The sequence below is a fragment of the Maritimibacter dapengensis genome (genome assembly GCF_019218265.1).
GTDB lineage: Bacteria > Pseudomonadota > Alphaproteobacteria > Rhodobacterales > Rhodobacteraceae > Maritimibacter > Maritimibacter dapengensis.
Map to the genome: position 1 here is coordinate 172,424 of NZ_JAHUZE010000004.1, position 22,795 is coordinate 195,218.

A 22,795-nucleotide genomic window follows, 5' to 3' on the forward strand; every position below is an offset into this window, starting at 1 on the left:
CCCGTGGCCTGTGACCAGTCAGACCTCGCGCGCGAGCAGCGATTCCTCGAAAGGAAAGCGTGACATGACCTCGATCCCGGTCTCGGTGACGAGGACCTGTTCCTCCACCTTCACGCCTTCGCCGGTCTCGCCGCCGATGAAGCTTTCCACGCAGATCACCATGCCCGGTTCGATGACGCCGTCATAGCCGGCATCGGGAAAATCGCCACGGTGATAGAGGTAAGGATATTCCCCGGTCATGCCGCAGCCATGCGCCGAAAGGTAATAGCGGTGCTTGTAGAATTTCTCGGGTATGTCCCAAGCGGCCTCGGCATAGTCGCGGAAGCTCAGGCCAGGTTTCAGGATCGCCATGTTCGCGTGCACTTGCTCATAAGCCGTCTGGTAGAGTTCGCGTTGGGCGTCCGTCGGTTTGCCGGGGCCGGAATGGAAGGTGCGCGAGAAGTCCGAGTAGTAGCCGTGACAGCCGACGACATCGGTGTCCAAAGCGATCAGCTCGTTTTCGCCGATCTCACGGTTGGAGCTTTCCTGATACCAAGGGTTGGTGCGCCCGCCTGAGTTCAAAAGGCGTGTCTCGCAATAATCCGCGTTCTGTTCGATGACTGATTTGTGCAGCACAGACCAGAGCTGGTTTTCGGTCACGCCGGGACAGATCGCATCTCGCATTTTGCCGACTGCGACCTCGGTCGCACGCAGGCTCGCGTAAACGCATTTGATCTCTTCCGGCGACTTGATCGCGCGCGCCATTTCAACCGGCTCCTGCGCATCGACAATGCGGCGACCCAACATGTGAATAGCGATGGCGACGCCCGCATTCATGCGCTCCATGGCGAGCACGGCGTCCTTGCCCGCCAATTCGGTCACGAGCGCATCCATCTCGGTGGCCCAGTCGATTTCGCGTTGCGCGATATGCGGGCCGGCGGCGACGAAACTCGCGGTTTTGGCCGGGCGCACCTCGTCCACCGTCTCATAGCCTTCGCCCAGGTGCTCGGCACCCGTGAATTCGAACAGGATGGAACGGTTCTGGGTGAGGACGAGATAACGGGACGGCGTGTTGCGTGAGGTGAAAACCTGCATGTTCCGGGTGCCGGTCGCATAGCGGATGTTGACGCTGTCCGAGAGGATCATCGCGCCGATGCCACGCTTCTCCATCTCGGCGCGAACCCGTCCGAGACGATAGAGACGCACGGCCGCGAGGTCGATGCCTTCGCTTTCGGGTGCCCGGTCTAGGAGCGCGATACCGTGCAGGTCGCTCCTCTCCGCATGCCAGTCGAAATTCGCCATGCCGCTCTCCTCGATTCGTCAGGCGAGGCTAGTCTCGAGTGGCAATCGCGGCGAGGAAAATCTGCGTGCACTCGTCGGCGTGGCGCTCTTGTTCTTCCAGCGAGGGCAGGGCGGCATCGCCAAGCAACATCGCCTCGGACGTCGGGCCGCCCATGACGAGCCAGTTGAATTGGGCCGCGAGCCGCGCCGGGTCGCCGGCTTTGGCTTCGCCCGACGCCTGATAAAGGACGAGAGCCTCCGTCAGCATGGCTATGGAAGCGGCAGGGCCATGGGTCCACAGGCTTTCCGCAAGCTCGGGAAACCGCGGCAACTCGCCGATCACGAGCCGCCGGATTTGCATGAGCCGGGGCGTCATCGCGATACGAAGGTTCTCCCGCGCATAAGCACGCAGATATTCCGGCAGAGGCGTGTCGGGTGACGGTGTCTTGACCATGTCGGAATGCATGTCCGTGGACGAGCCGACCATATGCGCAACGACGGAGAGGAAAAGCGCCTCCTTCGACGCGAAATGGGCGTAGACCGTCTGCTTGGACACCCCCGCCGCTTCGGTCACAGCATCCATCGACGTGCCGAGATAGGCATGTTCAAGGAACAGCCTTTCGCCAGCGGCGAGGATCTTTTCTCGGCTCTTGGTGCGACGCGTCTGGGTCATGTCGGTCAAAGGATAGCTACTCGCATTTGAAAAATCAAACTAGACGGTCTAGTTTGATTACAGAATCGCAGAAAGAGGAACCACTGATGACTGTCGCAAGCTGCACATGTGGAACGGTCCGGATCGACGTCACCGGCAACCCGATCATGACGGTGGAATGTGGATGCACATCCTGCCAGACGGCGGGGCAGGCTTTCGGCGACACGCTCACCGAATATGGCACTACGCCTTACACGATGGTGCGCAAGGATCGGGTGACGTTGTTGGCCGGTGGTGAAACGCTCGTCGCGAAAAGGCTCACGCCGGACAGCGCGACGCGCCGCGTTGTCGCCGGGTGTTGCGGGGTACCGATGTTTCTCGACTTCAGGCACGGTCATTGGTTGAGCTTTTACACGGACCGTTTGCCCGAGGCGGACCGACGCTCGCTCGACCTGCGCACGATGACAGGTGATCTCCCGAACCGGAATGCTTTGCCGAACGATGCCCCGAACCCGAAAAAACATACCGCGGGTTTTATGATAAAACTGCTTGGAGCGTGGGTTGCCATGGGGTTTCGCAACCCGAAGATCGACTGGGTCAAGGAGGGCTGAGATGGCCGACGACAAGATCGAAGTGCGCAACATCAACTCGCCGGATCACATCACGCGTGTGGATCGGGTGAAATACGAGGATATGAAGCAAGCGCTGCTCAAAGTGCTGCCGGACGAGGCTCCCGGCATGAAAGTTGCCGACGCGCAGGACGCGTTGAAGCCACATCTGGATCAGAGCCTGTTTCCCGGTGGCGCCAAATCCGGCTGGTGGCTCAAATGCGTCCAGCTCGACCTCGAATTCAAGGGCGAGATCAAACGGGCCGAAAAACCGCCTGTGCGCCTTTATCGGAGCTGACCGCTCGCTTTGGGCGTCGAAGCCTTTCGGCCCGAACGAACGAGTGTGTAAATGCCGGAGCCCACGATCAGGATCGCGCCCGCGATGGTCAGCGCGTCCACACGCTCGCCGAAAGCGATATAGGCGATGATCAGCGCCACAAGAAGCCGCGAATACCGAAACGGGGCGACCACGCTGACCTCGCCGGACCGCATGGCGACGGACAGCGAATTGTAGGCGACCGTGCCGAAACAGGCTGCAAGGGCAACCGCGCCCCACGCCGCGACCGGTGGATCGACGGGAAGGCGTGGATCGAACCCCCAGATGATCAACCCGGCGATAGTGCTGACGAGGAACCCGAGCGTTCCCAATTGCCGGACCGAGATATGCGGCGGAGCTGCGCGGGTTGCGAGGTCGCGCCCTGCGAAACCGAGCATTCCGATCACCGGGAGGATGACCAATGGTTCGAACACGCCCGGAGCGGGGCGGAGGATCAGAATGACCCCTGCGAAGCCGATCAACATCGCAATCCACCGCCGTGGCCCGACCTTTTCTCCGAACAGAACCGCCGCTCCCAACGTGACGACAAGCGGCGTGGCTTGCAGGATCACCGAGGTCAGTGACAGGGACACGAAGGCAATGGACAACGTGTAGAACAACCGCCCCACCACCTCGATACCCGAGCGAACCATGAGCCCCTGCGACAGGAACTCGCGCGGAAACGGGCGCTCGCCCGCGCGCAGCGACAGCACGACACAGATCGTTGCGGCGATTGCACCAAACAGCATGAACGCCAGCCCTCGCGGGATCGTTTCGAAGGCCGCCTTCAGGAAGGCATCCTCGGCAGCGAATGCGCACATCGACAGCACCATGAAGACCGCGCCGCGCAGGTTGGGAGACATGTCTGGGCCTTTCGCCTGAGAACCGACGTGCGAGCCATATCCCAACCGCCACGATAGCAAAAGGTGCGGCTGCGCTGCGCAGGGTTTGCGCCGCGCCGGGGGCGCGCCGCGGTGGCGAGAGGGCCAGCCCTCTCGCGCTCTCCCGGGATATTTCGAGACCGGAAACCCCAGACGCCACATTTTGTTCGTTTTCGGGTGGTAGCTCGGTTCCTGGAGTTACGTTATGGAAGTCATTCTCGGCGCAATCATTCTGGTCGCAATCTTCGGCGCGCTCGTCAAATCAAGGCAGGGCACGGCGAAGGGACGGTCACATCCGCCCCCGGCAAGATCGCCGCAGAGACCGATTGCGCCCAAGCCAAGCGCGCCCAAGCCAAGCGCCCCTGAACCCGCAGCGCCAACCTATTGCGCTGACAACCCGATCATCGGAACCGCCTATGTCATCGACGGCGATACGATCATCATCAACAAAACCCGCATCAGGCTTTTCGGGATTGACGCACCGGAAATGGACCATCCTTATGGCGCGAAGTCCAAATGGGCGATGGTGGCCTTGTGCAAAGGGCAAAAGGTGACGGCGGTTCCGGACGGCTCCCTGTCGCACGACCGTTGTGTTGCGCGTTGTTTTCTGCCCGATGGCCGTGACCTGTCGGCGGAACTCGTCAAACAGGGCCTCGCCATCGACTGGCCCAAATTCTCGGCGGGCGAATACCGCAGGTTCGAACCCGATGGTGTGCGCAGGAAACTCTGGCGCGCGCACAACCGTCAAACCGGGCGCTACGTGCCACCCGCGCAGCCCCGCGCCTAAAGCAGCTTCGGCGGCGCGCCGCGCACCGTGTCGCGCTCGGTCACCGCATAGCGCATGCCAGCACCGATCCGCTCCGCGAGCGCCCGCATCCGCGTGGCTTTTTCTTCCGGCAGAACGTCATGTGCCGTGCGTGCGAACAGATCGAGCCATGTCGAGAACATGCCGGGGTGGATGTCGCGGTTTTCTACATGCACGCGCATCGGGTTGCCATCGTAACTTCGGTCGATCCCGACCGCGTTGCGCCAGAACCCCGCGATCTTGGCCTCATGCGCGCGCCACGCGGGGCCGTCCTCCTGAGCGATGGCGCGGGCGAAAATCGGGCCGAGACCGGGGTGCGCCCGAATGCGGGCATAGAACTCGGCCACGAGGGCATCGATCTCTTCGGCGGTGATGTCGAACTTCGGGACGGGCGTGCTCATTGCAGACATATCGTGTAACCCTGCACGGGGAACAAGGGCGATCAGCCACTCAGCCGATCGAGCAGCGCCCGCGCCGCATCCTGTTCGGCGGCCCGTTTCGATTTGGCGCTCGCCTGCGCGACCTCTCCATTTTCGAGCCGCGCTTCGATGGTGAATTCGGGGGCGTGGTCGGGGCCGGACCGGGCGGTTTCGACATAGGCGGGCGGGGGCATTCTTCGCGCCTGCGCCCATTCCTGAAGCGCCGTCTTCGCGTCGCGCGCATCGGCTTCGACCGTCGCAACACGGTCACCCCAGAGCTTGCGGATCGTCGCCTCGGCCGCCTCGAAGCCGCCGTCAAGATAAACTGCGGCGATCACCGCTTCCATCGCGTCGCCCAGAAGCGCCTGTTTGCGCCGTCCGCCCGACATCATCTCCGATCGGCCCAGCTTCAGAACCGCCCCGAGGTCGATCTCGCGCGCCACGTCTGCGCAGGTCTCCTTGCGCACCAAGGCGTTGAATCTTGGGGCGAGCTGCCCTTCGCTGGCCGTCTTGTCCGCGGCCAGCACGGCTTCTGCCATGACGAGGCCAAGAACACGGTCGCCGAGAAACTCCAGCCGTTGGTTGTCCGGCCGGGTGGTTGAGGACATGGAGCCATGCGTCAAAGCCCGGATCAGAAGCTCCGGGTTCGTGAAGTCGTGGCCAAGGCGTTTGGCGAACGCAGTGAGATCGGCTGACAGTTTCATATCAGCGTGTGCATACTGCGCTCATCCGGGTCAGCCAAGGGGCTAATAATCGCCACCACCCATTGAACCTCATCGGGTCGGCGGCGCACCTTGCCCCAGACTTTGACCTTCGCGATACGGAAAGGCCGATACGAATGACCGATGTGCTCGAGGTCTCGGACCTCGCCTTCACCTATCCGGGCGCGCCCGACGCGACGCTTCAGGGATTGAACCTGTCCATTCGCGAAGGCGAGATTTTCGGGCTTCTGGGTCCATCGGGGTGCGGAAAGTCCACGACTCAGAACATCCTCATGGGGCAGATCGGCGGATACCGTGGCGACATTCGGATCTTCGATCAGGATCTGGCCGTGCTCGGCCGCGACTATTACGAACGGATCGGCGTGAGCTTCGAATTGCCCACGCTCTACCTCCGGCTGACAGCGCGCGAAAACCTCGCGTTCTTCGCCTCGCTCTACCGCTCGGACTGCATCGACCCGATCGAAGCCCTGAAACGCGTCGACCTCCAAGATGCGGCGGATCAGAAGGTCGGCGACTTCTCGAAGGGCATGAAGATGCGACTCAACCTCTGTCGCGCGATCCTGCATGACCCCGAGCTTCTGTTCTTCGACGAGCCGACCAGCGGTCAGGACCCGTCACGCGCCCGGATCACGCGCGAGCTGATCCTGTCGCTCAAGGCACAGGGCAAGACGATTTTTCTGACGACACACAACATGACGGAAGCCGCACAGATATGCGACCGGGTCGGGTTTTTGACGCGTGGCCACATACCGGTGGTTGGAAGCCCGGCAGAACTGATGCGCGATTATGGCGAGGGTGTCGTCGAAGTGACTCGAAAAAACGGCGCCGGGTTCGAGACCGAGACGTTTGCCAAAGACGGGCTGGGCCAGAACGCCGCATTTCTATCGGCACTGGATGACGGGTTCGTCTCGGTCCACAGCAAGGAAGCGACCCTCGAGGACGTGTTCGTCTCGGTCACGGGAGACGCCACATGACCGCCTTCGGTTCTCTCCTGGGCCATGACGCGCGGCTCCAGTTCCGTTACGGGATTTACTACGCCTACGCCTTTGTCGTTGGGTTCTACGTGGTCACGATCTGGTCGCTCGGCGCGGCGCTCCCTGGTTGGTTCGTGGGCCTTCTGATCTACACCGATCCGGCGGTGGTCGGCTTCTTCTTCCTCGGCGCTCTGATGATGCTTGAGAAATCAGAAGGTGTGCGTGCGGCTCTCGGGATCACACCGATGACCGCCTCGGACTATTTTTGGGCCAAGACAGTGACGCTTTCGACCCTGTCCGTCGTCGCCGTGCTCGCGATGTCGGTGGCGCTCCACAAAGGCGCAAACCTCCTCGTGCTCCTGCCGACCGTCTTTCTCACGTCGGTCTTCTACCTCGGCATTGGGGTTCAGGTGACGCGGCTGTTCTCGACGGTCACGTCCTATCTCATGGGGTCGATGCTGGTGCTGCTGCCCATCGTTTTGCCCGCTGGTCTCGCGTTCATCCCGGATATGCCGATATGGGCCATGCTGGTGCCGACCGCCGCCCAGTTCAAATTGATCCTTATCGGAACGAATTTCGGGGACGCGGCCTTCGGCGAGATCGTCCTCATGCTGACGGTCAGCGTCGTGGGCGCCGTGGCATCGGTCGCTGTCGCTCAACGCAGTCTGAAAGCCGATTTCGGGAGGGCGAAATGACAAGCCTCAGTATCTTCTCGCCGCGCAGGCTCGCTCAGCTTATCGCCAGTGACTGGACCAATACGCGCCGTGACCCGACGCTTCTTTTCGTCGCCCTGTTCGCGGCCATGCCGGCGCTCCTCATCTGGTATTTTCGGGCCGGGATCGACCGTTTGGGGGCCGACATGTTCGGATTGGCGGCCTTGTCTGATTGGATTGTCCCGATCGTGCTGACCTTGCCGCCCCTGATGCTGGGTTGGGTGATCGGGTTCCTGTTTCTCGAAGAGCGCGACGACGGACCGCTCGCGGCGATCTCGGTCACGTCGGTCGGGCGACAGGGGATGTTGGCCTACCGCGTCTCGCTCGCCTGGACGCTGTCGGCGATCATGACCTATCTCGGCGCGGTGCTGCTTCTGCCCGCCTCGGGGTTTGCCGTCCACCTCGCCCTCGCCGTGATTGTCGGGCTGGAGGCGATTATCGTCACGACGCTCTTGCCTGCCTTTGCCAAGAACAAGGTCGAGGGGCTGGCGCTGACAAAGCTATTCAACATCGGGAGCATCGTGCCTCTCGCGGCCCTGATCGCGTCGCCCGTCAAGTATCTGGCGGGGATCGTTCCGACCTTCTGGATCGGAGAGGCCCTCTATGCCGACAGCGCGCTCATGCCGCAGGCGGTCGCCCTCGGGATCGGCCTGTTGGTCCACGTCCTCGCGGTCGGCTTGTCGTTCCGCGTGATGAGGCGGAAATAGTGTCGCGCCTTCCGCCGGCGATCCGTCCGGTCAGTCGATTTTCTTGAAGAACCGATCGCCGCGCCACGTCCAGAAGAACAAGAGCCGCTTGCCCGCCGCCGAGAAGATTACCCGGTCCACGCGGCCCAACAGGTATTCTTCCGACACCATGCCAACACCGTTCGCCCGCTGGCTCACCCGGCTGTCGGTCGAGTTGTCGCGGTTGTCGCCCATGAAGAAGTAATGGCCTTCAGGTACCGTGAACACGTTGGTTTCGTCGAGCCGTCCCGGGCCCACGTTCAGGATCGAATGCTCGACACCGTTGGGGAGGGTTTCGATGTATTTTTCTTTCTCACAGGTCGCATCCTCGCCCAGGGCGAGGGGGCCGTTCGTGCAAAGCGGGATGGTGCCGAAACGCCCCTGCCGTTGATAGGGTTCGGTGAATATGCCGTCGCGCACCTGCGTCGCTTCTTCGCCGTTGACCGAAAGAACGCCATCCGTGACCTGGATCTTGTCGCCGGGCTTGCCGATCAAGCGCTTGACGTAATCGGTGTTGAGCGTCGGGTGACGAAACACCACCACGTCGCCCATTTCCGGCTCGCGGTCGAGGATTCGGCCCGAAATCGGGCACATGGCGAAGGGGCAGGAATACCGCGAATAGCCATAGGCCATCTTGTTCACGAACAGGAAGTCGCCGATGAGCAGCGTGTCTTTCATGGACCCGGTGGGGATCCAGAACGGCTGAAAAAACACCGAGCGGAACACACCCGCAATGAGAAGCGCCCAGAAAACCGTCTTGACGGTCTCCATGATGCCGTCCTGCTTTTTCTCTGCCATGCTGCCTGCCTCGTTATAGCACCTGTCGCTACATGGGCGGATCGGGAGGCCAAGTCAACCGATGGGCCGTGCCTCGATCAGGACGAAGGCCTGCGCCCAGGGGTGGTCGTCTGTCAGGGTCACGTGAATGATCGCCTCATGCCCGTCCGGCGTCATTTCGGCCAGCCGTTCGGCGGCCCATCCGGTCACGTGCATCACGGGCTGGCCGGTGGCAAGGTTCGTGACCGCCATATCCTTCCAGGAAATACCCATGCGCAACCCTGTTCCGAGCGCCTTGGAACAGGCTTCCTTGGCGGCCCACCGTTTCGCGTAAGTGCCGGGCGTATCGGCGCGCCGTTCGGCTTTTGCCTGTTCGATTTCGGTGAACACGCGGTTTCGGAACCGGTCACCGTGACGTTCGAGCACACCCGCGATGCGCTCGATATTGGCGAGATCGGTGCCTATCCCAAGGATCATGTCAGGCTTTCGTCGGAGCCAGCCGCAAACCAAGCCGGTTCAGGGCGAACTGGATCAATGTCAGGACGGCCCCCGCCAGAGCGATCTGCGCGACCGGCACGCCACCCGCGAAAATCCGGCCTTGCGTCGCCGCGACTGCGGCACCGAACAGCAGCAGATTGATCGCCAGCGCTACGGCGGTCAGCCGAAATGTGATCGACACGGCCTCGCGGCCGCGCGCCCGGTCGCCCGTCGCTTTAGCGAAAGACTGACCCTCCACGATCGATCCGACGAGCGGAGGGAGCGCTGCAGTGACACCGGCAGCGGGCGGCAGGTTCACGATCTGCGGCAGAAGGCTCGCCGCAATGGTCAACCCGCCATAAACCAGCGCGTAACGCAAAATGTTGATCCCGTTTTCCGCAGTCATTCCGTCCGTCCCGTTCTGGTGCGGCGACCCTAATTGCGGCTGCGGGCGGTGGCAATCACTTGCGCGGGCGAGGCAGATCGGCAAGCCCGGCAGGACCGAGCCGTGCGAGCGCGGGGTGATCCAGGGGATCCGGTTGGCCCAGCTTGCGGGGCGGTCTCGGGCGAAATGGTGATGGAAGGTGCCAAGTCATGTTGTATCCTTTCTTTTTAAAAAACGGTACACTGTCCAAGTTCAAAGAAATATGTAGATAGCGAATAGTCGATTTTAGGAAATCTAAATGACGGCCCTGAACAGGATACCACTTTCGGCGTTGCGCGCCGCCGATGCGGTCGCGCGGCTGGGAACGCTCGGGCAAGCGGCGGAGGAGCTTGGCATTTCGATCGGCGCGGTGAGCCAGAGGATCGCCAAGGCCGAGGCCACGCTTGGCGTTTCCCTGTTCCATCGCGATCCACGCGGCATGCGTTTGACCGAAGTCGGGGCCGCTCTCGCCCCCGATCTTGCCGCAGGGTTCGGCCACCTTGCGCGAGCCGTGGACTTGGCGAGCCGGGACAAAGCGCATACGCTCATCGTGTCCGTTGCGCCGATCTTCGCGTCACGTTGGCTGGTGCACCGTCTCCCGGGGTTCTATGCACAGCACCCTGATATTCGCGTGCGAATCGACAGCGCGGTTGGTCTCGTGGACCCGAACACGTCGGACGTGGACCTCTGCCTTCGCATAGGCCACGGCCCTTACCCGGAAGTGCGTGCCGAGCGCCTGTTCGACCAACGTGTCATGCCGGTATGCGCACCCGACATGGCCGAACGACTGAAGTCTCCTGCCGACCTTGCGAGTGTGCCGATCGTGCGTGACGTGAACGCCGCGTTTTCCTGGGCGGATTGGCTCGGCCCCGAAGGTCTGTCTGCCGAAATTCTGGGCCCCGGCCCGGAATTCTCTGACGGCAGTCTCGCCTTCTACGCGGCGATGGGCGGAGCCGGGGTCTATCTGACGTGGGAGACACTCGACATCGATGCGCTCAAATCCGGGCGCATCGTCGCGCCATTCGGAGAAAGGCGGCACAAGACGGGTCAGGCCTATTGGCTTGTCTCGGCCCGTGACTCTGCGCCGGGGATCGCGCAGCGCGCCTTTACGCGCTGGATGAAAGCGGAACTCCAGGCTGACGGGGTGAAACTGTGCTGATCACTCCCGCCCGAGCTGCACATTGGTTCCGATCTCGCCGGTTTCCTGGTTCAAAGAGAATTGCAGCATTGCGGGATTGGTGAAATCGGCACCTTCCGACACCCTGACGGGTACCGAGAACATCAGTCCGATCGCCGGGTCATACGCGGATTCGAGGGCGCCGAATTCGATCGTGGCGAACCCTATGCCATTCCAGGTGATGACCTTGCATTGACGATCCCCAAGTTCGCCCGCAGGTGGTGACAGAACAAGCAGGTGAAATCCGCCGGCCGCAGGTTCGACCGTGTCGAGTTTTGCCACCCTGACCTGACCCTCCGCGAAAACGGCGCTGTTCTCGGCCCAAGGTTCTGCGAGATTTCGGGCCTGGGATTGCCAGTCGCAATCGACCACATCCTGCGCCGCAATTGGCGTTGCGGCGAGAACGAAAGCCAGCAGTAAACCTTTCACGCGCGTGCCTCCTGCATCAGACGCTTCATTTCCGAGATGCTGTCTTTCAGCCCCCGGAAGATCGCTTCGCCTATCAGAAAATGACCGATGTTCAACTCCATCACCTCCGGAAAAGCCGCTACCGGTTTCACCGTATCATAAGTCAGCCCATGCCCGGCATGAACCTCGAGTCCGAGTGAATGGGCAAAGGACGCCATTTCGCGCAGCCGTTGCAGTTCGTCGTCGCGTTCCTTGAACTCGCCTTCGGAATGAAAATCGCAATACGCACCAGTATGGAGCTCGACAACCGCGGCGCCGATCCTGTTTGCGGCCTCGATCTGCGCCCGGTCGGCGGCGATGAAGATCGACACCCGGCACCCGGCGTCCCGCAGCGGCGCGATGAAATGCGCAAGCCGGTTTTCCTCGCGCGCGACCTCCAACCCGCCTTCCGTCGTTCGTTCCTCTCGCTTTTCCGGCACGATGCAGACAGCGTGCGGCTTGTGGCGAAGCGCAATGGCCTGCATCTCATCCGTCGCGGCCATCTCGAAATTGAGCGGCACGGTCAGCTCGGCTGCCAGTCGTTCGATGTCCGCGTCTCCGATATGGCGACGGTCTTCGCGCAGATGTGCCGTGATCCCGTCGGCACCCGCCTCTTCGGCAAGTTTCGCGGCGCGTACCGGGTCGGGATAGGCCGAACCGCGAGCATTGCGCACGGTCGCGACGTGGTCGATGTTGACCCCAAGGCGCAGATTGCTGCTCATGAATCGCTCTCCTTCACCCGTTTCGACTTTTCCGCCATGCGTTTTTCATAACGTTTACGGATCTGTTTGACCCGCCGCTTCTGATAGGCCGTTATGACCGGCTGCGACAAGGCATAGGCGAGCGCGGCGGCGAGAAGACCGGGAATTATTCCACCGACGAGGTATGGGAGAAAAACCCGGTCGTAAAACAGCGCGAGCCCGTCCCATTCGGCCTGACGTTCCGTGAACATCGCAAGGAAGTTGTGCCAAATTTCGCCGCTCGCCCGGCCGAATCCATCGACTACATGACCAAGCCGCACTTCCCGCGCCGGATGTCCAAGGATGAAAGCCCCGAACTGAAGCGACAGGCCCGCGATGACCGGAAACGTAAGAGGGTTTCCCACGAAAGTCGCCAGGATCGCCGCCAGGATATTCCCGCGGATCAGGAGTGTGAGGGCAACGGCCAACGCGATGTGGAGCCCGAAGAACGGTGTGAAGGTCACGAAGACGCCCGCCGCGATCCCGCGTGAAATACGGTGCGCCGGGTCCGGTAGGCGCCGCAGACGGTGCAGGACGTAACGCGATGCCCGATACCAGCCGCCGCGCGGATAGAAGAACTCCACGAACATCTGGAGGTATGAACGCGGTTTGCGTTTGAACACGTTCTGCCTCCCCTTTGGTCCTAGGGTGCCCGAGACAGGTCCCGGTACCGTTTGATTTCCGCCACGTCGCTTTCGGCTTCGAGAACCAGCATGACGGTATGCAGATGCTCGACGTCTCGTAGGTCCACATCCACCAGGATCTTGAAATAGTCCGGCTTGCGATCCACGAAGTGCAGATCCGAGATATTGGCCTTCTGCTCACCGATCAATGTGCAGATTCGACCCAGCACGCCCGCATCGTTCGCGATGGTGAGTTCCAGCGTTACCGCGTGCACTGCGGGATGCGTGCCGGAATGCCAATGAACATCCACCCAGCGCGAACCGTCGTCCTCGACTTCAGACAGTGCGAGGCAATCGATGGAATGAAGCATGACCCCTTTGCCACGATATGTGATCCCGACGATCCTTTCGCCCGGAACCGGCTGACAGCACAAGGACCGGGTGAAGCTCTGGTCCGGCTCCAGCCCGATCACCGCGCGCTCCACGTCGATCTCGTCAATTCCCCCCAGCGCGTTCGGATACAGCAGCGCCACGACGTCCCGGGCCGCAAGGTCGGCTGAACCAAGTCGCGCAAGGATTTCGTCGGCATCTGCCAGTCCAAGCTGTTTTGCGGCTGTCGTCAGGGCTTTGTCCGTTGCTTTCCGTCCGACGTGATCGAAAGCAACGCGCGCAAGTTCCCGGCCAAGCTTTATGAAACGCTCACGGTCTTCCACCCGCAGCCTGCGCCTAATGGCGCTCTTGGCCCGGCCGGTCACCACGATGTCGAGCCATGTGGCCTGCGGCGATTGCCCCTCGGCGGTGATGATCTCGATGGATTGACCGTTCTTGATCCGCGTCCAGAGCGGCACGCGAATATTGTCGACCCGTGCCCCGACGCAGCTATCGCCGACTCTCGTATGCACGGCATAAGCGAAGTCGAGCGGCGTCGCCCCGCGTGGCAGCTTCACCACTTCGCCCTTCGGCGTGAAGCAGAACACCTTGTCGGTGTACATCTCGAGCTTCACATTCTCGAGAAATTCATCGTGATCATCAGCGTTCTCGAACCGTTCGGTCAGGCTCGTGATCCATTTCGCGGGATCGACGGCGAAGGGGTTCTCCGCGCGTTCACCGTCCTTGTAGGACCAATGTGCGGCGACACCCGCCTCGGCCACTTCATGCATCTGCCGGGTGCGGATCTGGATTTCCACGCGTTTGCCGTCGCGCCCCGAAACGGTGGTGTGAATCGAGCGGTAGCCGTTCGATTTCGGCTGACTGATATAATCCTTGAAACGGCCAGGTACGGCCCGCCACCGCTGATGCACGGCACCGAGGACGGCGTAACAATCTTCCTCACTGCCTGTGATGACGCGGAACCCGTAGGTGTCGGACAGGCGCGAGAAGCTCTGGTCCTTTTCCTGCATCTTCCGCCAGATCGAATAGGGCTTCTTCGCGCGTCCGAAGACTTCGGCCTCGATCCCTGCGCGGTCGAGCTCTTTGCGGATGTCCTTCGTGATCTTCTCGATCACGTCACCGCTCTCCTGTTGCAACCGGATGAAGCGACGGATGATCGACGACCGCGCCTCGGGATTGAGAACGTGGAAAGCGAGGTCTTCCAACTCGTCCCGCATCCACTGCATCCCCATCCGGCCGGCAAGCGGCGCGAAGATGTCCATCGTTTCACGCGCCTTTTGCACCTGCTTCTCCGGGCGCATGGCGCGGATCGTGCGCATGTTGTGCAGGCGATCCGCGATCTTGACCAGGATGACGCGGAGATCCTTGGACATCGCCATGAAAAGCTTGCGGAAATTCTCTGCCTGCTTGGTCTCGGTCGAGGACAGCTGCAGGTTGGTCAGCTTGGTAACGCCATCCACGAGCTCGGCAACATCCGCGCCGAAGTGGGCGGAGATTTCACCATAGGTCGAGCCGGTGTCTTCGATCGTGTCGTGCAGGAGCGCAGTGATGATCGTGGAATCGTCTAGCTTCTGTTCCGCCAGAACATGCGCCACCGCGACTGGGTGCGTAAAGTAGGGCTCACCGGAGTGGCGGAACTGCCCCTCATGCATGCGCCGCCCGTAATCGAAGGCGGCGCGAATGAGATCCGAATTGGATTTAGGATTATAGGCGCGGACCTTTTCGACAAGCTCTTCAGGAGATAGCTCGCTCATGTCGGTCCGTCAGGTCCCCGGGATCAGCCCTGGCCCTGTGCCTCCATGAGCGCACGAAGCAGTTTCTCGTCGGTCATGTCGTCGTCGTCCGGCTTGTCCGGCGTTTCCTGACCCATGAGCAGCGCCATCTGGTCGTCTTCCGGCTCGTCGACTTCGATCTGGGTCTGGTTCGACTCGATCATCCGCTCGTTCAATTCGTCCGCAGTCTGGGTTTCGTCCGCAATCTCACGCAGCGCGACGACAGGGTTCTTGTCATTGTCGCGGTCCACGGTCAGCGGAGCGCCGGAAGAGATTTCGCGCGCACGATGTGCGGCAAGCATCACCAGGTCGAACCGGTTCGGGACTTTGTCGACGCAATCTTCAACCGTCACGCGGGCCATATGGGACTCCAATCTTCTCGGGGCGTGTGAACGGCCTACTTATGCGGCCCTTCGCACTTTGACAAGGGAAATCGGCGGCATTTCGCCTTTTCTTGAAGGGTTTTGCGCGCCTTTTGCGCCAACGCAAGGAAGGTGTCACGCTTCCAGTGGTCGCACGGCCTCGACATCGGATTTCGGGAGGTCGGCGAGCATCTCGCGAATCGTTTTACCGAGAAGCGGGTGGCGCCAGTCGGGAGCGACGTCAGCGGCGGGGACCAGCACGAATGCGCGTTCATGCATGCGCGGGTGTGGGAGGATCAGGGTCTCGGGGGCCAAAGTTTGCTGGTCTTTCGACGGAAGCGTTACCCATTCACGAAGCGTGGACTGGTCAGGAAGGACGATTTGGTCCATCGTCAGAAGATCGAGATCCAGGGTTCTGGTGGTCCACCTTACCTTGCGCTCGCGATCAAATTCCGCCTCGATTTCATGGAGGTGGCCGAGAAGATCGCTCGCAGAAAGGTCGGATTTGCACAGGGCCACGGCGTTAATAACGTCCGGTTCCGCACCGGCAGGCACGAAAGGAGAAACATACAGACGCGACCGGGCCACGACCTTCACAGGAGCCCGATCGAGCGAAGCCAGGGCAGCGCGTACGGTATCGGCCGGATCACCGGCTTTTGACGTTGCGTTACTGCCCAATGCGACAAGCAAGTTGCCTTCGCGTAAACTGGGATTTGAGGCTTGCGACAATTGTTTCGACCCTTATGTTCCGCGCAGATTCGTCAGTGCTCGTTTTTTTTTCCGCATACCACTCACGGCGTCACCGGCGAACAGAATTCGGAAGGATCAATTATGTTCTACAAAGATGAGCGCCTTGCGCTCTTCATCGATGGTTCGAACCTTTATGCGGCTGCAAAGTCGCTCGGTTTCGACATCGACTACAAGCTTCTGCGGCAAGAGTTCATGCGCCGCGGCAAGCTGTTGCGCGCGTTCTATTATACTGCGCTTCTGGAAAACGACGACTACTCGCCGATCCGCCCCCTCGTGGATTGGCTTCACTACAACGGTTTCACGATGGTCACGAAACCCGCCAAGGAGTTCACCGACTCCATGGGCCGCCGCAAGGTCAAGGGCAACATGGACATCGAGCTGACTGTCGACGCCATGGAAATCGCACCGCATGTCGACCACATCGTGCTGTTCTCCGGCGACGGCGATTTCCGCCCGCTGGTCGAAGGGCTTCAGCGCAAGGGTGTGCGCGTATCGGTGGTGTCCACGATCCGCAGCCAACCGCCGATGATCGCCGACGAGCTTCGCCGCCAAGCCGACAACTTCATCGAACTGGACGAGCTCAAGGATGTAATCGGACGTCCGCCGCGCGAGGACCAACGCGAACGGGTGTCGCGCGACCAAGAAGAGGACGAGGAAGCGTAAGCTTCCCGCACATGACACGAAGGCAAGGGCCCGGCCAAATGCCGGGCCCTTTGTTTATGGCGCTTACAGGTCGCAGTGGATGTGAAACAGGTGGCCGTTCTCGTCGCGGATTGTGAATTGCCGAAGCCCCCACGGTCGATCAGCGAGCGGGTCGACGATGTCGGCCCCCAGGTCTTCGAAATGTCGGGCGGCTTCGTCGACGTCCGTGGAAAACACCCACAGTTCATGTGGTTCGACCGGACCGTCGACTTCGCGAAAGAAAATTACGAGTTCGCCTTTCGACACCGCACCCAGCTTGCCCTTTACGGAATGCCAAGCGATGTCGAACCCCAAACTGTCCCGATAGTAGGCCTGCGCATTTTCGACATCCGGCACGGGTAGGGCGGGAACGGTCTGCGAAAGGTGCATCGAGTATCTCCTGAAACATCGCGAGCCTAGCCTCCGGCCCGTTCAGCACCAAGCCGAAACACTCCCCAGCCCGTCAGAAGCAGGACACCCGCCGAGACAACCGTCCGCAGCGTATTGAACATCTGCCAACGCCCGGAATACCCGGTCCATATCGCACGCGCCGCGTCAATATCGTCCGGCACGGCAGTATCCAGAAGCACCCGGTTCATGGGCACGTTCACCGCCACAGTCACCGCGAACGCACCAACGATATACATCGCGGCGGCAAGACCGAAGGCCCAGGCAGAGCGATCGCGCCCGGCAGTCTTGGCGAAGACAGCGGTCACGATTAGCGCGACAGGCGTTCCGAAAAATGCCGGAGCGAACACGGCGTTGCGCACACTGTCGTTCATCCCGTTCATCGCGGCGATCGCGATACGCGGGTCAATAGCGTCGAGCCCCCACATGGTCGAACAGACCCATGCGTAGAAAAACCCGAAAATAGCGCCGGCAAGCAACAGCGACAGGAACGCGATAGGTTTCAGCAAACTGGTCATGATCTACTCCGTGTTAAAACCGTAACTAAGTATACGCTTGAACAATCCGTATCCGTCGTTACGGTTTAGGTCAACGGGAGTCCTGCCATGCGCGAAGACAAGCGAGCGATGAAAAGAGAAATGATCGCCACGGCCGCCTATGCGCTGATCGAGGAGCGTGGCTATGCTGGCACCTCGATGTTGGCGGTCGCGAAAGCCGCGAAGGCCTCGAACGAAACGCTCTACAACTGGTATGGCGACAAACTCGGACTGTTCGCGGCTCTGGTCGAGGCCAACGCGCAAGTGGTCTCCGATGCGCTCGAGGCTGAACGCTCGGCGCATTCCGACCCGCTGGAAGCGTTGGAACGCACCGGTGCAGCGCTTTGCCGGATGGTTCTTGGCCCCCGGGCGATCGCGTTGAACCGTGCGGCTGCGGCAGACCCAACAGGCGCATTGGGCGAGGCTCTTGCCCGAAATGGGCGTGACAAGGTGGCCCCGCTTTTCTCCGGCCTCGTCAGGCAGGCAATCGACGCGGGTCGGATCAAGGGCGACGCAGGCGAGATTGCCGAGACCTTCATCGCCTTGCTGCTCGCGGATACGCAGATCCGCCGTGCCACCCATGCCACCCCACCGCCCGAACCTGGCAATTGCGAAGCCCGCGCTGCCAAGGCCACATCGCGGATATGTCGACTTTTCCCGGTCTGAACCGCCAAATGGATGGCTGAATCGTTCCTCCTTAATCCTTTTGTAAATCACACACGCCAAACTAAGGGGTCTCGTCGCGGCGTGGCTGCGCGCGCGCAGGAATCCGGAATCTGGAGTGTGAGGTGACGTTTGAGGGCGACATTTCGATCCGACGCGAGATCGTCGATGTGACCTTCGACCTGATCGAGGAACTGGGGTTTGAGAACGTGTCGCTCACCGCGGTTGCCGCGGCTGCGCGGGTTTCCCTCGGCACGGTCAAGAAATGTTATCGCGACCGCTTGGGGCTTTTCACGGCCCTGGTGCAAGCCAACACCGCTCACGTCACCGCAGCCGTGCAAACCACCGGTGAGAAGTTTCCAGATGCGATGACGGCTCTTGAAGAGGTCGGGACGGAACTCCTCTTCATGGTGCTCGGCAAACGCGCCGTGATGCTCCGCCGAGCTTCTGTCATAGATGGAAGCGGCGAACTCGGGCGGATCATCCTGGAAAATGGGCCCGAGGAAGTGAGCAGGGTCATCGACGCGCTCATGCTGCGCGCTATCGGAGAGCGTGAGGTCGCGGGAGAACCACGTGATCTGACCGAAACATATCTCGCGCTCATCCTCGGCAATATGCAGGTGTTCCGCATGAGCGGCACCATGCCGTCACCGGACCGCTGGACGTGTGCGGCCCGAGCGGTCACTGCGGTCGAACGGCTGGTCCTCATTCACCCGCCGATCCATCGCGCCCCGAGCATGGGTTTTGGTCCGAGTTGAAATCGGGCGGCGACCCGCGCATCCGTGAAGCCGAGCCCCTAGACCTCGCGCCCGGTCACCATTAGGTGTGGTTCCAACAGGAGCGCGTCCATGAATATCCAAGGCACAAAAGCCCCCCTGACACTTATCCTCGCCGCGCCGCGCGGGTTCTGCGCCGGCGTCGACCGCGCCATCAAGATCGTCGAAATGGCGATCGAGAAATGGGGCGCGCCGATCTATGTCCGGCACGAGATCGTTCACAACAAATTCGTCGTCGACTCCCTGCGCGAACAGGGCGCGGTCTTTGTCGAAGAACTCGAGGAATGTCCCGACGACCGCCCTGTGATCTTCTCTGCGCATGGCGTGCCCAAAGCGGTCCCCGCCGCCGCCGCGAAACGCGAAATGATCTACGTGGATGCGACATGTCCGTTGGTGTCCAAAGTGCATATCGAGGCCGAGCGGCATCACCGCAACGGGCTCCAGATGGTGATGATCGGCCACGAAGGTCACCCCGAAACTATCGGCACGATGGGTCAACTGCCCGAAGGCGAGGTGTTGCTCGTTGAAACCGTCGAGGACGTGGGCAAGATCACGCCCCGCGATCCCGAGAACCTGGCATTCATCACCCAGACCACCCTGTCGGTCGACGACACGATCGATATCGTCGCAGCGCTGAAGGACCGGTTCCCGGCGATCATCGGCCCGCACAAGGAAGACATCTGCTATGCCACGACCAACCGTCAGGAAGCGGTCAAGGCAATCGCGCCCAAGGTCGAGGCATTGCTGGTGATCGGTGCGCCCAACAGCTCCAACTCGCGCCGATTGGTCGAGGTCGGCGCATCCTCGGGCTGCGACTACAGCCAACTCGTGGGGCGCGCCGCCGAGATCGACTGGCGCGCGCTTGATGGCGCTCGGGCAGTCGGCATCACGGCCGGAGCATCGGCGCCCGAGGTGTTGATCGAAGAGGTGATCCAGGCCTTCAAGGACCGCTACGACGTAACCGTCGAAATGGTCGAGACCGCGACCGAAGACGTCGAATTCAAAGTGCCGCGCGTCCTGCGCGAACCGGCCTGACGATGGTCCTGTGCCTCGGAGGCGGGGCCGGATAGCCGACATGAGTGTCGATGCCGAAACCCTCGCGGTTTATGACGCGCGAAGCGCCGAATATGCGTGCATGGTCAGCGCATGGGACGCTCCCGGCCTGGACAGATTCATCGCATCTCTCCCGCAAGACGCTCACGTCCTCGATCTAGGCTGCGGCCCGGGTCTGGACGCGCGGCGGATGATGGAAGAAGGCGTCAGCGTCGACGCGGTCGATGCCAGCACTGCGATGGTGGCAGCGGCCCGCGAGATCGGTGTCCCGGCCCGGCGGGCGCCGTTCGACGACGTCGACGGCACCGACATCTACGACGGCATCTGGGCGAATTTTTCGCTCCTGCACGCCCACCGCGCCGATTTCCCGCGCCATCTCGCTTCACTGTGCGCTGCACTGAAGACCGGCGGGCTCTTGCATCTCGGGATGAAACTGGGCGAAGGGGAAAGCCGCGATGCCCTCGGGCGCTTCTATACCTACTACGGCGAGGACGAACTTTTGACATATCTGACAGATGCCGGATTGACCGTGCTGCACCAGGTCAGAGGGCAGGGCAAAGGTTTGTCGGGCGAAGCCTCGTCTTGGCTGTGGGTTCAGGCCCGTGGTTGATCTCGTCGCTCATACCGATGGGGCCTGCTCCGGCAATCCCGGCCCCGGCGGCTGGGGTGTGCTGCTTCAGGCCAAGGACGGCGACCGTGTCGTGAAGGAACGCGAATTATCCGGCGGCGAAGCGGACACGACCAACAACCGCATGGAACTCATGGCCGCGATCAAGGCGCTCGAAACCCTCGAGCGCCCCTCGACCCTGACCATCGTCACCGATTCCGCTTACGTTAAAAACGGTGTGACGGGCTGGATTCACGGCTGGAAGCGCAATGGGTGGAAGACGTCCAACAAGAAGCCGGTGAAGAACGTCGAACTCTGGCAACGACTCGATGAAGCCGCCCGCCGTCACGAAGTGACGTGGAAATGGATCAAGGGGCACGCTGGCCACGCCGAAAACGAGAAGGCCGACGAGCTCGCCCGCGAAGGAATGGCCCCCTTCAAATAGAACCGCGCGGCAATGTCGCGCGGCCCTTTCCATTCATCGTGCCGAAAATATGCCCGCCGGAGGCGTCGGCCGTCAGGCCGATTTCGCTTCGGGGAACTGGGTGTCGCGACCATGCGGCTGGGTCCAGTCGATATCCGGCCCGATCGGGATGATCCTGTACGGATTAACGCTCTCGTGACTGTAGTGGTAGTGACGGTGATAATGATCCGGTTGGTCGGTCTCGGCCACACCCGGCCACTGATAAAGCTCCCGCGCATAGGCCCACAGGTTCGGCATGTCGACAAGCCGGTTGCGGTTACATTTGAAATGCCCGTGATAGACGAGGTCGAACCTGAGAAGCGTGGTCAGAAGCCGCCAATCCGCTTCCGTCACCTGGTCCCCCGCCAGATAGCGTTGACGCGACAGCCGATCCTCGAGCCAGTCGAGCGAATCGAACAGGTCGGTCACAGCCGCGTCATAGGCCTCCTGACTGGTGGCGAAGCCCGACTTGTAGACCCCATTGTTCACCGTGTCGTAGACCCGCTTGTTCACCGTATCTATCACGCCGCGCAGGGCTTCGGGATAGAAATCCTGCCGGTCGCCCGTGATCTCGTCGAAGGCCGAATTGAACATCCGGATGATCTCGGCCGATTCGTTCGACACGATGGTGTTGCGCTCCGTGTCCCACAGGATCGGCACGGTCACACGGCCCGAGATTTTCGGATCGGCCTCGGTATAGACCTCACGCAGAAACGTCTTGCCCATCAACGTGTCACCGGTCGCGCCCGGGAAATCGTCGTCGAAGGTCCAGCCATCGTCCAGCATGTCGGGATGCACGACCGAGACGCCGATGTGATCCTCCAACCCCTTGAGGCTACGGAAAATCAATGTCCTGTGCGCCCATGGGCAGGCATAGGAGACGTAGAGGTGATAGCGCCCGCTCTCCGCGGGAAAACCGCCTTCACCGGTCGGACCGGGGGCGCCGTCTGGCGTGACCCAGTTGCGAAACTTGGTTTCCGACCGCTTGAAATCGCCGCCCTTTGAAAGCGAAGCGAGCGACGCCTTCTTCCATTCGCCTTTGTCGAGATGACCCATCGTGTTCTCCTTTCGCTATCGTTTTAGACCAACGTATCGGCGCGCAATACGGTTTCGTTGGCGCAAGTCTCGTGCGCGGGTGCACAATTTGCGCTTACCCCGGACGCAACCGTGCACCTCGCCCCATTGTCCCTCGTCGGGCTGTGCGGTATGGAAACCTCAGACGATGCCCCGAAAGGGGCCGGAGAGGCTGATCGCTGACGGATCGACCCATATCGGGGATCAACGGGCGGTGTCGTCGGGAATGTCCGGGGCTCCCGGACGGCTCGCACCTCTTCGCGCCCGAAGACAAGGACCGAGCCGATGAAAAAGCTCCTCACCTTCCTCCTCATGCTCTCGCCCTCGGCGGCGTATTCCCATGTCGGCCATCTCGGCGATGTCGCAGGCCACGACCATTGGGTCGCTGGCGTCGCCATCGGAACCGCCATCGGCGTGGCAATCTGGGGGGTGCTCGCGGGCAAAAAGGATCAGGAGGCTTCGGACGGAGCCGATGATGAGCCGAGCGCGGACCCGGACTCAGAACCACAGGACGCCTGAC

The 22,795-nt window shown here is 61.5% G+C and carries 31 protein-coding genes; 14 read left to right on the top strand and 17 right to left on the bottom strand.

All coding sequences use genetic code 11. The features are described 5' to 3' along the window. Positions 1 to 18: 18 nt before the first annotated feature. Entirely contained in the window at positions 19 to 1,281 is a 1,263-nt protein-coding gene (locus KJP28_RS16025) for a M24 family metallopeptidase (RefSeq protein WP_218393641.1), read from the bottom strand. 28 nt (positions 1,282 to 1,309) lie between these two features. After that, a complete protein-coding gene (locus KJP28_RS16030; RefSeq protein ID WP_218394022.1) occupies positions 1,310 to 1,933 on the bottom strand; it encodes a TetR/AcrR family transcriptional regulator in 624 nt (207 codons plus the stop codon). A gap of 86 nt (positions 1,934 to 2,019) precedes the next feature. Here KJP28_RS16030 and KJP28_RS16035 point away from each other — a divergent pair, with 86 nt between their 5' ends. Both KJP28_RS16035 and KJP28_RS16040 read left to right on the top strand, forming a co-directional pair. Then, positions 2,020 to 2,523 carry a GFA family protein gene (locus KJP28_RS16035; protein ID WP_218393642.1) on the top strand — a complete coding sequence of 168 codons (504 nt, stop codon included), beginning with the start codon at positions 2,020 to 2,022 and terminating at the stop codon, positions 2,521 to 2,523. Between the two features lies 1 nt (position 2,524). Then, a complete protein-coding gene (locus KJP28_RS16040) occupies positions 2,525 to 2,818 on the top strand; it encodes a DUF6958 family protein (RefSeq protein ID WP_218393643.1) in 294 nt (97 codons plus the stop codon). On the opposite strand, the gene KJP28_RS16045 is transcribed toward KJP28_RS16040, so the two are convergent. Continuing rightward, entirely contained in the window at positions 2,806 to 3,699 is an 894-nt protein-coding gene (locus tag KJP28_RS16045) for a DMT family transporter (RefSeq protein ID WP_218393644.1), read from the bottom strand. The genes KJP28_RS16040 and KJP28_RS16045 overlap by 13 nt on opposite strands. A 223-nt stretch (positions 3,700 to 3,922) precedes the next feature. Between KJP28_RS16045 and KJP28_RS16050 the strand changes: the two genes are divergently transcribed. After that, a complete protein-coding gene (locus tag KJP28_RS16050) occupies positions 3,923 to 4,504 on the top strand; it encodes a thermonuclease family protein (protein ID WP_218393645.1) in 582 nt (193 codons plus the stop codon). On the opposite strand, the gene KJP28_RS16055 is transcribed toward KJP28_RS16050, so the two are convergent. Further along, a complete protein-coding gene (locus KJP28_RS16055) occupies positions 4,501 to 4,923 on the bottom strand; it encodes a group III truncated hemoglobin (protein WP_255552437.1) in 423 nt (140 codons plus the stop codon). The two genes, KJP28_RS16050 and KJP28_RS16055, sit on opposite strands and share 4 nt — an antisense overlap. Positions 4,924 to 4,964: 41 nt before the next feature. Continuing rightward, the gene (rnc, locus tag KJP28_RS16060; RefSeq protein WP_218393647.1) at positions 4,965 to 5,645 is read right to left on the bottom strand and encodes a ribonuclease III; all 681 of its coding nucleotides are present in this window, start codon (positions 5,643 to 5,645) and stop codon (positions 4,965 to 4,967) included. Between the two features lie 134 nt (positions 5,646 to 5,779). Here rnc and KJP28_RS16065 point away from each other — a divergent pair, with 134 nt between their 5' ends. Genes KJP28_RS16065 through KJP28_RS16075 form a run of 3 tightly spaced genes read left to right on the top strand, consistent with a single transcriptional unit; the run spans position 5,780 to position 8,057 of the window. Then, on the top strand, positions 5,780 to 6,637 hold the full coding sequence (locus tag KJP28_RS16065) for an ABC transporter ATP-binding protein (protein WP_218393648.1): 858 nt from the start codon (positions 5,780 to 5,782) through the stop codon (positions 6,635 to 6,637). After that, positions 6,634 to 7,332: a fluoroquinolone export ABC transporter permease subunit gene (locus KJP28_RS16070; RefSeq protein ID WP_218393649.1), complete on the top strand. Its 699-nt coding sequence runs from the start codon at positions 6,634 to 6,636 to the stop codon at positions 7,330 to 7,332. The genes KJP28_RS16065 and KJP28_RS16070 overlap by 4 nt, the downstream gene beginning before the upstream one ends. Continuing rightward, on the top strand, positions 7,329 to 8,057 hold the full coding sequence (locus KJP28_RS16075; RefSeq protein ID WP_218393650.1) for a hypothetical protein: 729 nt from the start codon (positions 7,329 to 7,331) through the stop codon (positions 8,055 to 8,057). The genes KJP28_RS16070 and KJP28_RS16075 overlap by 4 nt, the downstream gene beginning before the upstream one ends. Positions 8,058 to 8,087: 30 nt before the next feature. Here the strand turns inward: KJP28_RS16075 and lepB are convergent, their stop codons facing one another. Genes lepB through KJP28_RS16090 form a run of 3 tightly spaced genes read right to left on the bottom strand, consistent with a single transcriptional unit; the run spans position 8,088 to position 9,735 of the window. Next, the gene (gene lepB / locus KJP28_RS16080) at positions 8,088 to 8,873 is read right to left on the bottom strand and encodes a signal peptidase I (RefSeq protein WP_218393651.1); all 786 of its coding nucleotides are present in this window, start codon (positions 8,871 to 8,873) and stop codon (positions 8,088 to 8,090) included. A 54-nt stretch (positions 8,874 to 8,927) separates the two neighbouring features. Further along, a complete protein-coding gene (acpS, locus tag KJP28_RS16085) occupies positions 8,928 to 9,329 on the bottom strand; it encodes a holo-ACP synthase (RefSeq protein WP_218393652.1) in 402 nt (133 codons plus the stop codon). Between the two features lies 1 nt (position 9,330). After that, positions 9,331 to 9,735 (bottom strand): ABZJ_00895 family protein, encoded by a 405-nt coding sequence (locus tag KJP28_RS16090; RefSeq protein WP_218393653.1) that lies wholly within the window; start codon positions 9,733 to 9,735, stop codon positions 9,331 to 9,333. A 277-nt stretch (positions 9,736 to 10,012) separates the two neighbouring features. On the opposite strand from KJP28_RS16090, the gene KJP28_RS16095 reads away from it, so the two are divergent. Next, entirely contained in the window at positions 10,013 to 10,912 is a 900-nt protein-coding gene (locus tag KJP28_RS16095) for a LysR substrate-binding domain-containing protein (RefSeq protein WP_218393654.1), read from the top strand. Here the strand turns inward: KJP28_RS16095 and KJP28_RS16100 are convergent, their stop codons facing one another. From KJP28_RS16100 to folK, 6 genes are all read right to left on the bottom strand, one after another. Beyond that, the gene (locus KJP28_RS16100; RefSeq protein ID WP_218393655.1) at positions 10,913 to 11,359 is read right to left on the bottom strand and encodes a hypothetical protein; all 447 of its coding nucleotides are present in this window, start codon (positions 11,357 to 11,359) and stop codon (positions 10,913 to 10,915) included. It abuts the gene before it with no gap. Continuing rightward, positions 11,356 to 12,099 carry a pyridoxine 5'-phosphate synthase gene (locus KJP28_RS16105; protein WP_218393656.1) on the bottom strand — a complete coding sequence of 248 codons (744 nt, stop codon included), beginning with the start codon at positions 12,097 to 12,099 and terminating at the stop codon, positions 11,356 to 11,358. Before KJP28_RS16105 ends, KJP28_RS16100 begins: the two co-directional genes overlap by 4 nt. Then, positions 12,096 to 12,740, bottom strand: coding sequence for a DUF2062 domain-containing protein (locus KJP28_RS16110; RefSeq protein ID WP_218393657.1), 645 nt, complete (start codon positions 12,738 to 12,740; stop codon positions 12,096 to 12,098). The genes KJP28_RS16105 and KJP28_RS16110 overlap by 4 nt, the downstream gene beginning before the upstream one ends. Before the next feature lie 20 nt (positions 12,741 to 12,760). Next, positions 12,761 to 14,884: a RelA/SpoT family protein gene (locus KJP28_RS16115; RefSeq protein ID WP_218393658.1), complete on the bottom strand. Its 2,124-nt coding sequence runs from the start codon at positions 14,882 to 14,884 to the stop codon at positions 12,761 to 12,763. 23 nt (positions 14,885 to 14,907) lie between these two features. Next, positions 14,908 to 15,264 carry a DNA-directed RNA polymerase subunit omega gene (gene rpoZ / locus KJP28_RS16120; RefSeq protein ID WP_218393659.1) on the bottom strand — a complete coding sequence of 119 codons (357 nt, stop codon included), beginning with the start codon at positions 15,262 to 15,264 and terminating at the stop codon, positions 14,908 to 14,910. 135 nt (positions 15,265 to 15,399) lie between these two features. Then, complete coding sequence (gene folK, locus KJP28_RS16125) at positions 15,400 to 15,954, bottom strand: 2-amino-4-hydroxy-6-hydroxymethyldihydropteridine diphosphokinase (RefSeq protein WP_255552438.1); 555 nt, start codon at positions 15,952 to 15,954, stop codon at positions 15,400 to 15,402. Positions 15,955 to 16,095: 141 nt separating this feature from the next. Here folK and KJP28_RS16130 point away from each other — a divergent pair, with 141 nt between their 5' ends. Next, the gene (locus KJP28_RS16130) at positions 16,096 to 16,677 is read left to right on the top strand and encodes a LabA-like NYN domain-containing protein (protein ID WP_218393661.1); all 582 of its coding nucleotides are present in this window, start codon (positions 16,096 to 16,098) and stop codon (positions 16,675 to 16,677) included. Between the two features lie 63 nt (positions 16,678 to 16,740). On the opposite strand, the gene KJP28_RS16135 is transcribed toward KJP28_RS16130, so the two are convergent. Both KJP28_RS16135 and KJP28_RS16140 read right to left on the bottom strand, forming a co-directional pair. Further along, a complete protein-coding gene (locus KJP28_RS16135) occupies positions 16,741 to 17,085 on the bottom strand; it encodes a VOC family protein (RefSeq protein ID WP_218393662.1) in 345 nt (114 codons plus the stop codon). A gap of 26 nt (positions 17,086 to 17,111) precedes the next feature. Beyond that, entirely contained in the window at positions 17,112 to 17,621 is a 510-nt protein-coding gene (locus KJP28_RS16140; RefSeq protein ID WP_218393663.1) for an anthrone oxygenase family protein, read from the bottom strand. 87 nt (positions 17,622 to 17,708) lie between these two features. Between KJP28_RS16140 and KJP28_RS16145 the strand changes: the two genes are divergently transcribed. From KJP28_RS16145 to rnhA, 5 genes are all read left to right on the top strand, one after another. Then, positions 17,709 to 18,305 (top strand): TetR/AcrR family transcriptional regulator, encoded by a 597-nt coding sequence (locus KJP28_RS16145; protein WP_218393664.1) that lies wholly within the window; start codon positions 17,709 to 17,711, stop codon positions 18,303 to 18,305. 122 nt (positions 18,306 to 18,427) lie between these two features. Then, the gene (locus tag KJP28_RS16150; protein ID WP_218393665.1) at positions 18,428 to 19,060 is read left to right on the top strand and encodes a TetR/AcrR family transcriptional regulator; all 633 of its coding nucleotides are present in this window, start codon (positions 18,428 to 18,430) and stop codon (positions 19,058 to 19,060) included. Between the two features lie 90 nt (positions 19,061 to 19,150). Continuing rightward, complete coding sequence (gene ispH, locus KJP28_RS16155; protein WP_218393666.1) at positions 19,151 to 20,113, top strand: 4-hydroxy-3-methylbut-2-enyl diphosphate reductase; 963 nt, start codon at positions 19,151 to 19,153, stop codon at positions 20,111 to 20,113. A 40-nt stretch (positions 20,114 to 20,153) separates the two neighbouring features. Next, positions 20,154 to 20,741, top strand: coding sequence for a class I SAM-dependent DNA methyltransferase (locus KJP28_RS16160; protein WP_218393667.1), 588 nt, complete (start codon positions 20,154 to 20,156; stop codon positions 20,739 to 20,741). Beyond that, entirely contained in the window at positions 20,734 to 21,183 is a 450-nt protein-coding gene (rnhA, locus tag KJP28_RS16165; protein ID WP_218393668.1) for a ribonuclease HI, read from the top strand. The genes KJP28_RS16160 and rnhA overlap by 8 nt, the downstream gene beginning before the upstream one ends. A gap of 72 nt (positions 21,184 to 21,255) precedes the next feature. On the opposite strand, the gene KJP28_RS16170 is transcribed toward rnhA, so the two are convergent. Then, positions 21,256 to 22,257: a glutathione S-transferase family protein gene (locus KJP28_RS16170; protein ID WP_218393669.1), complete on the bottom strand. Its 1,002-nt coding sequence runs from the start codon at positions 22,255 to 22,257 to the stop codon at positions 21,256 to 21,258. A gap of 303 nt (positions 22,258 to 22,560) precedes the next feature. Between KJP28_RS16170 and KJP28_RS16175 the strand changes: the two genes are divergently transcribed. Further along, the gene (locus KJP28_RS16175) at positions 22,561 to 22,794 is read left to right on the top strand and encodes a DUF6732 family protein (protein ID WP_218393670.1); all 234 of its coding nucleotides are present in this window, start codon (positions 22,561 to 22,563) and stop codon (positions 22,792 to 22,794) included. Position 22,795 lies beyond the last annotated feature (1 nt).

Excerpts from the sequence above, each read along its gene's own strand:
- KJP28_RS16025 (WP_218393641.1), bottom strand. The coding sequence starts at position 1,281 with ATGGCGAATTTCGACTGGCATGCGGAGAGGAGCGACCTGCACGGTATC.
- KJP28_RS16030 (WP_218394022.1), bottom strand. The coding sequence starts at position 1,933 with ATGACCCAGACGCGTCGCACCAAGAGCCGAGAAAAGATCCTCGCCGCT.
- KJP28_RS16035 (WP_218393642.1), top strand. The coding sequence starts at position 2,020 with ATGACTGTCGCAAGCTGCACATGTGGAACGGTCCGGATCGACGTCACC.
- KJP28_RS16040 (WP_218393643.1), top strand. The coding sequence starts at position 2,525 with ATGGCCGACGACAAGATCGAAGTGCGCAACATCAACTCGCCGGATCAC.
- KJP28_RS16045 (WP_218393644.1), bottom strand. The coding sequence starts at position 3,699 with ATGTCTCCCAACCTGCGCGGCGCGGTCTTCATGGTGCTGTCGATGTGC.
- KJP28_RS16050 (WP_218393645.1), top strand. The coding sequence starts at position 3,923 with ATGGAAGTCATTCTCGGCGCAATCATTCTGGTCGCAATCTTCGGCGCG.
- KJP28_RS16055 (WP_255552437.1), bottom strand. The coding sequence starts at position 4,923 with ATGAGCACGCCCGTCCCGAAGTTCGACATCACCGCCGAAGAGATCGAT.
- rnc (WP_218393647.1), bottom strand. The coding sequence starts at position 5,645 with ATGAAACTGTCAGCCGATCTCACTGCGTTCGCCAAACGCCTTGGCCAC.
- KJP28_RS16065 (WP_218393648.1), top strand. The coding sequence starts at position 5,780 with ATGACCGATGTGCTCGAGGTCTCGGACCTCGCCTTCACCTATCCGGGC.
- KJP28_RS16070 (WP_218393649.1), top strand. The coding sequence starts at position 6,634 with ATGACCGCCTTCGGTTCTCTCCTGGGCCATGACGCGCGGCTCCAGTTC.
- KJP28_RS16075 (WP_218393650.1), top strand. The coding sequence starts at position 7,329 with ATGACAAGCCTCAGTATCTTCTCGCCGCGCAGGCTCGCTCAGCTTATC.
- lepB (WP_218393651.1), bottom strand. The coding sequence starts at position 8,873 with ATGGCAGAGAAAAAGCAGGACGGCATCATGGAGACCGTCAAGACGGTT.
- acpS (WP_218393652.1), bottom strand. The coding sequence starts at position 9,329 with ATGATCCTTGGGATAGGCACCGATCTCGCCAATATCGAGCGCATCGCG.
- KJP28_RS16090 (WP_218393653.1), bottom strand. The coding sequence starts at position 9,735 with ATGACTGCGGAAAACGGGATCAACATTTTGCGTTACGCGCTGGTTTAT.
- KJP28_RS16095 (WP_218393654.1), top strand. The coding sequence starts at position 10,013 with ATGACGGCCCTGAACAGGATACCACTTTCGGCGTTGCGCGCCGCCGAT.
- KJP28_RS16105 (WP_218393656.1), bottom strand. The coding sequence starts at position 12,099 with ATGAGCAGCAATCTGCGCCTTGGGGTCAACATCGACCACGTCGCGACC.
- KJP28_RS16115 (WP_218393658.1), bottom strand. The coding sequence starts at position 14,884 with ATGAGCGAGCTATCTCCTGAAGAGCTTGTCGAAAAGGTCCGCGCCTAT.
- rpoZ (WP_218393659.1), bottom strand. The coding sequence starts at position 15,264 with ATGGCCCGCGTGACGGTTGAAGATTGCGTCGACAAAGTCCCGAACCGG.
- KJP28_RS16130 (WP_218393661.1), top strand. The coding sequence starts at position 16,096 with ATGTTCTACAAAGATGAGCGCCTTGCGCTCTTCATCGATGGTTCGAAC.
- KJP28_RS16135 (WP_218393662.1), bottom strand. The coding sequence starts at position 17,085 with ATGCACCTTTCGCAGACCGTTCCCGCCCTACCCGTGCCGGATGTCGAA.
- KJP28_RS16140 (WP_218393663.1), bottom strand. The coding sequence starts at position 17,621 with ATGACCAGTTTGCTGAAACCTATCGCGTTCCTGTCGCTGTTGCTTGCC.
- KJP28_RS16145 (WP_218393664.1), top strand. The coding sequence starts at position 17,709 with ATGCGCGAAGACAAGCGAGCGATGAAAAGAGAAATGATCGCCACGGCC.
- ispH (WP_218393666.1), top strand. The coding sequence starts at position 19,151 with ATGAATATCCAAGGCACAAAAGCCCCCCTGACACTTATCCTCGCCGCG.
- KJP28_RS16160 (WP_218393667.1), top strand. The coding sequence starts at position 20,154 with ATGAGTGTCGATGCCGAAACCCTCGCGGTTTATGACGCGCGAAGCGCC.
- KJP28_RS16170 (WP_218393669.1), bottom strand. The coding sequence starts at position 22,257 with ATGGGTCATCTCGACAAAGGCGAATGGAAGAAGGCGTCGCTCGCTTCG.
- KJP28_RS16175 (WP_218393670.1), top strand. The coding sequence starts at position 22,561 with ATGAAAAAGCTCCTCACCTTCCTCCTCATGCTCTCGCCCTCGGCGGCG.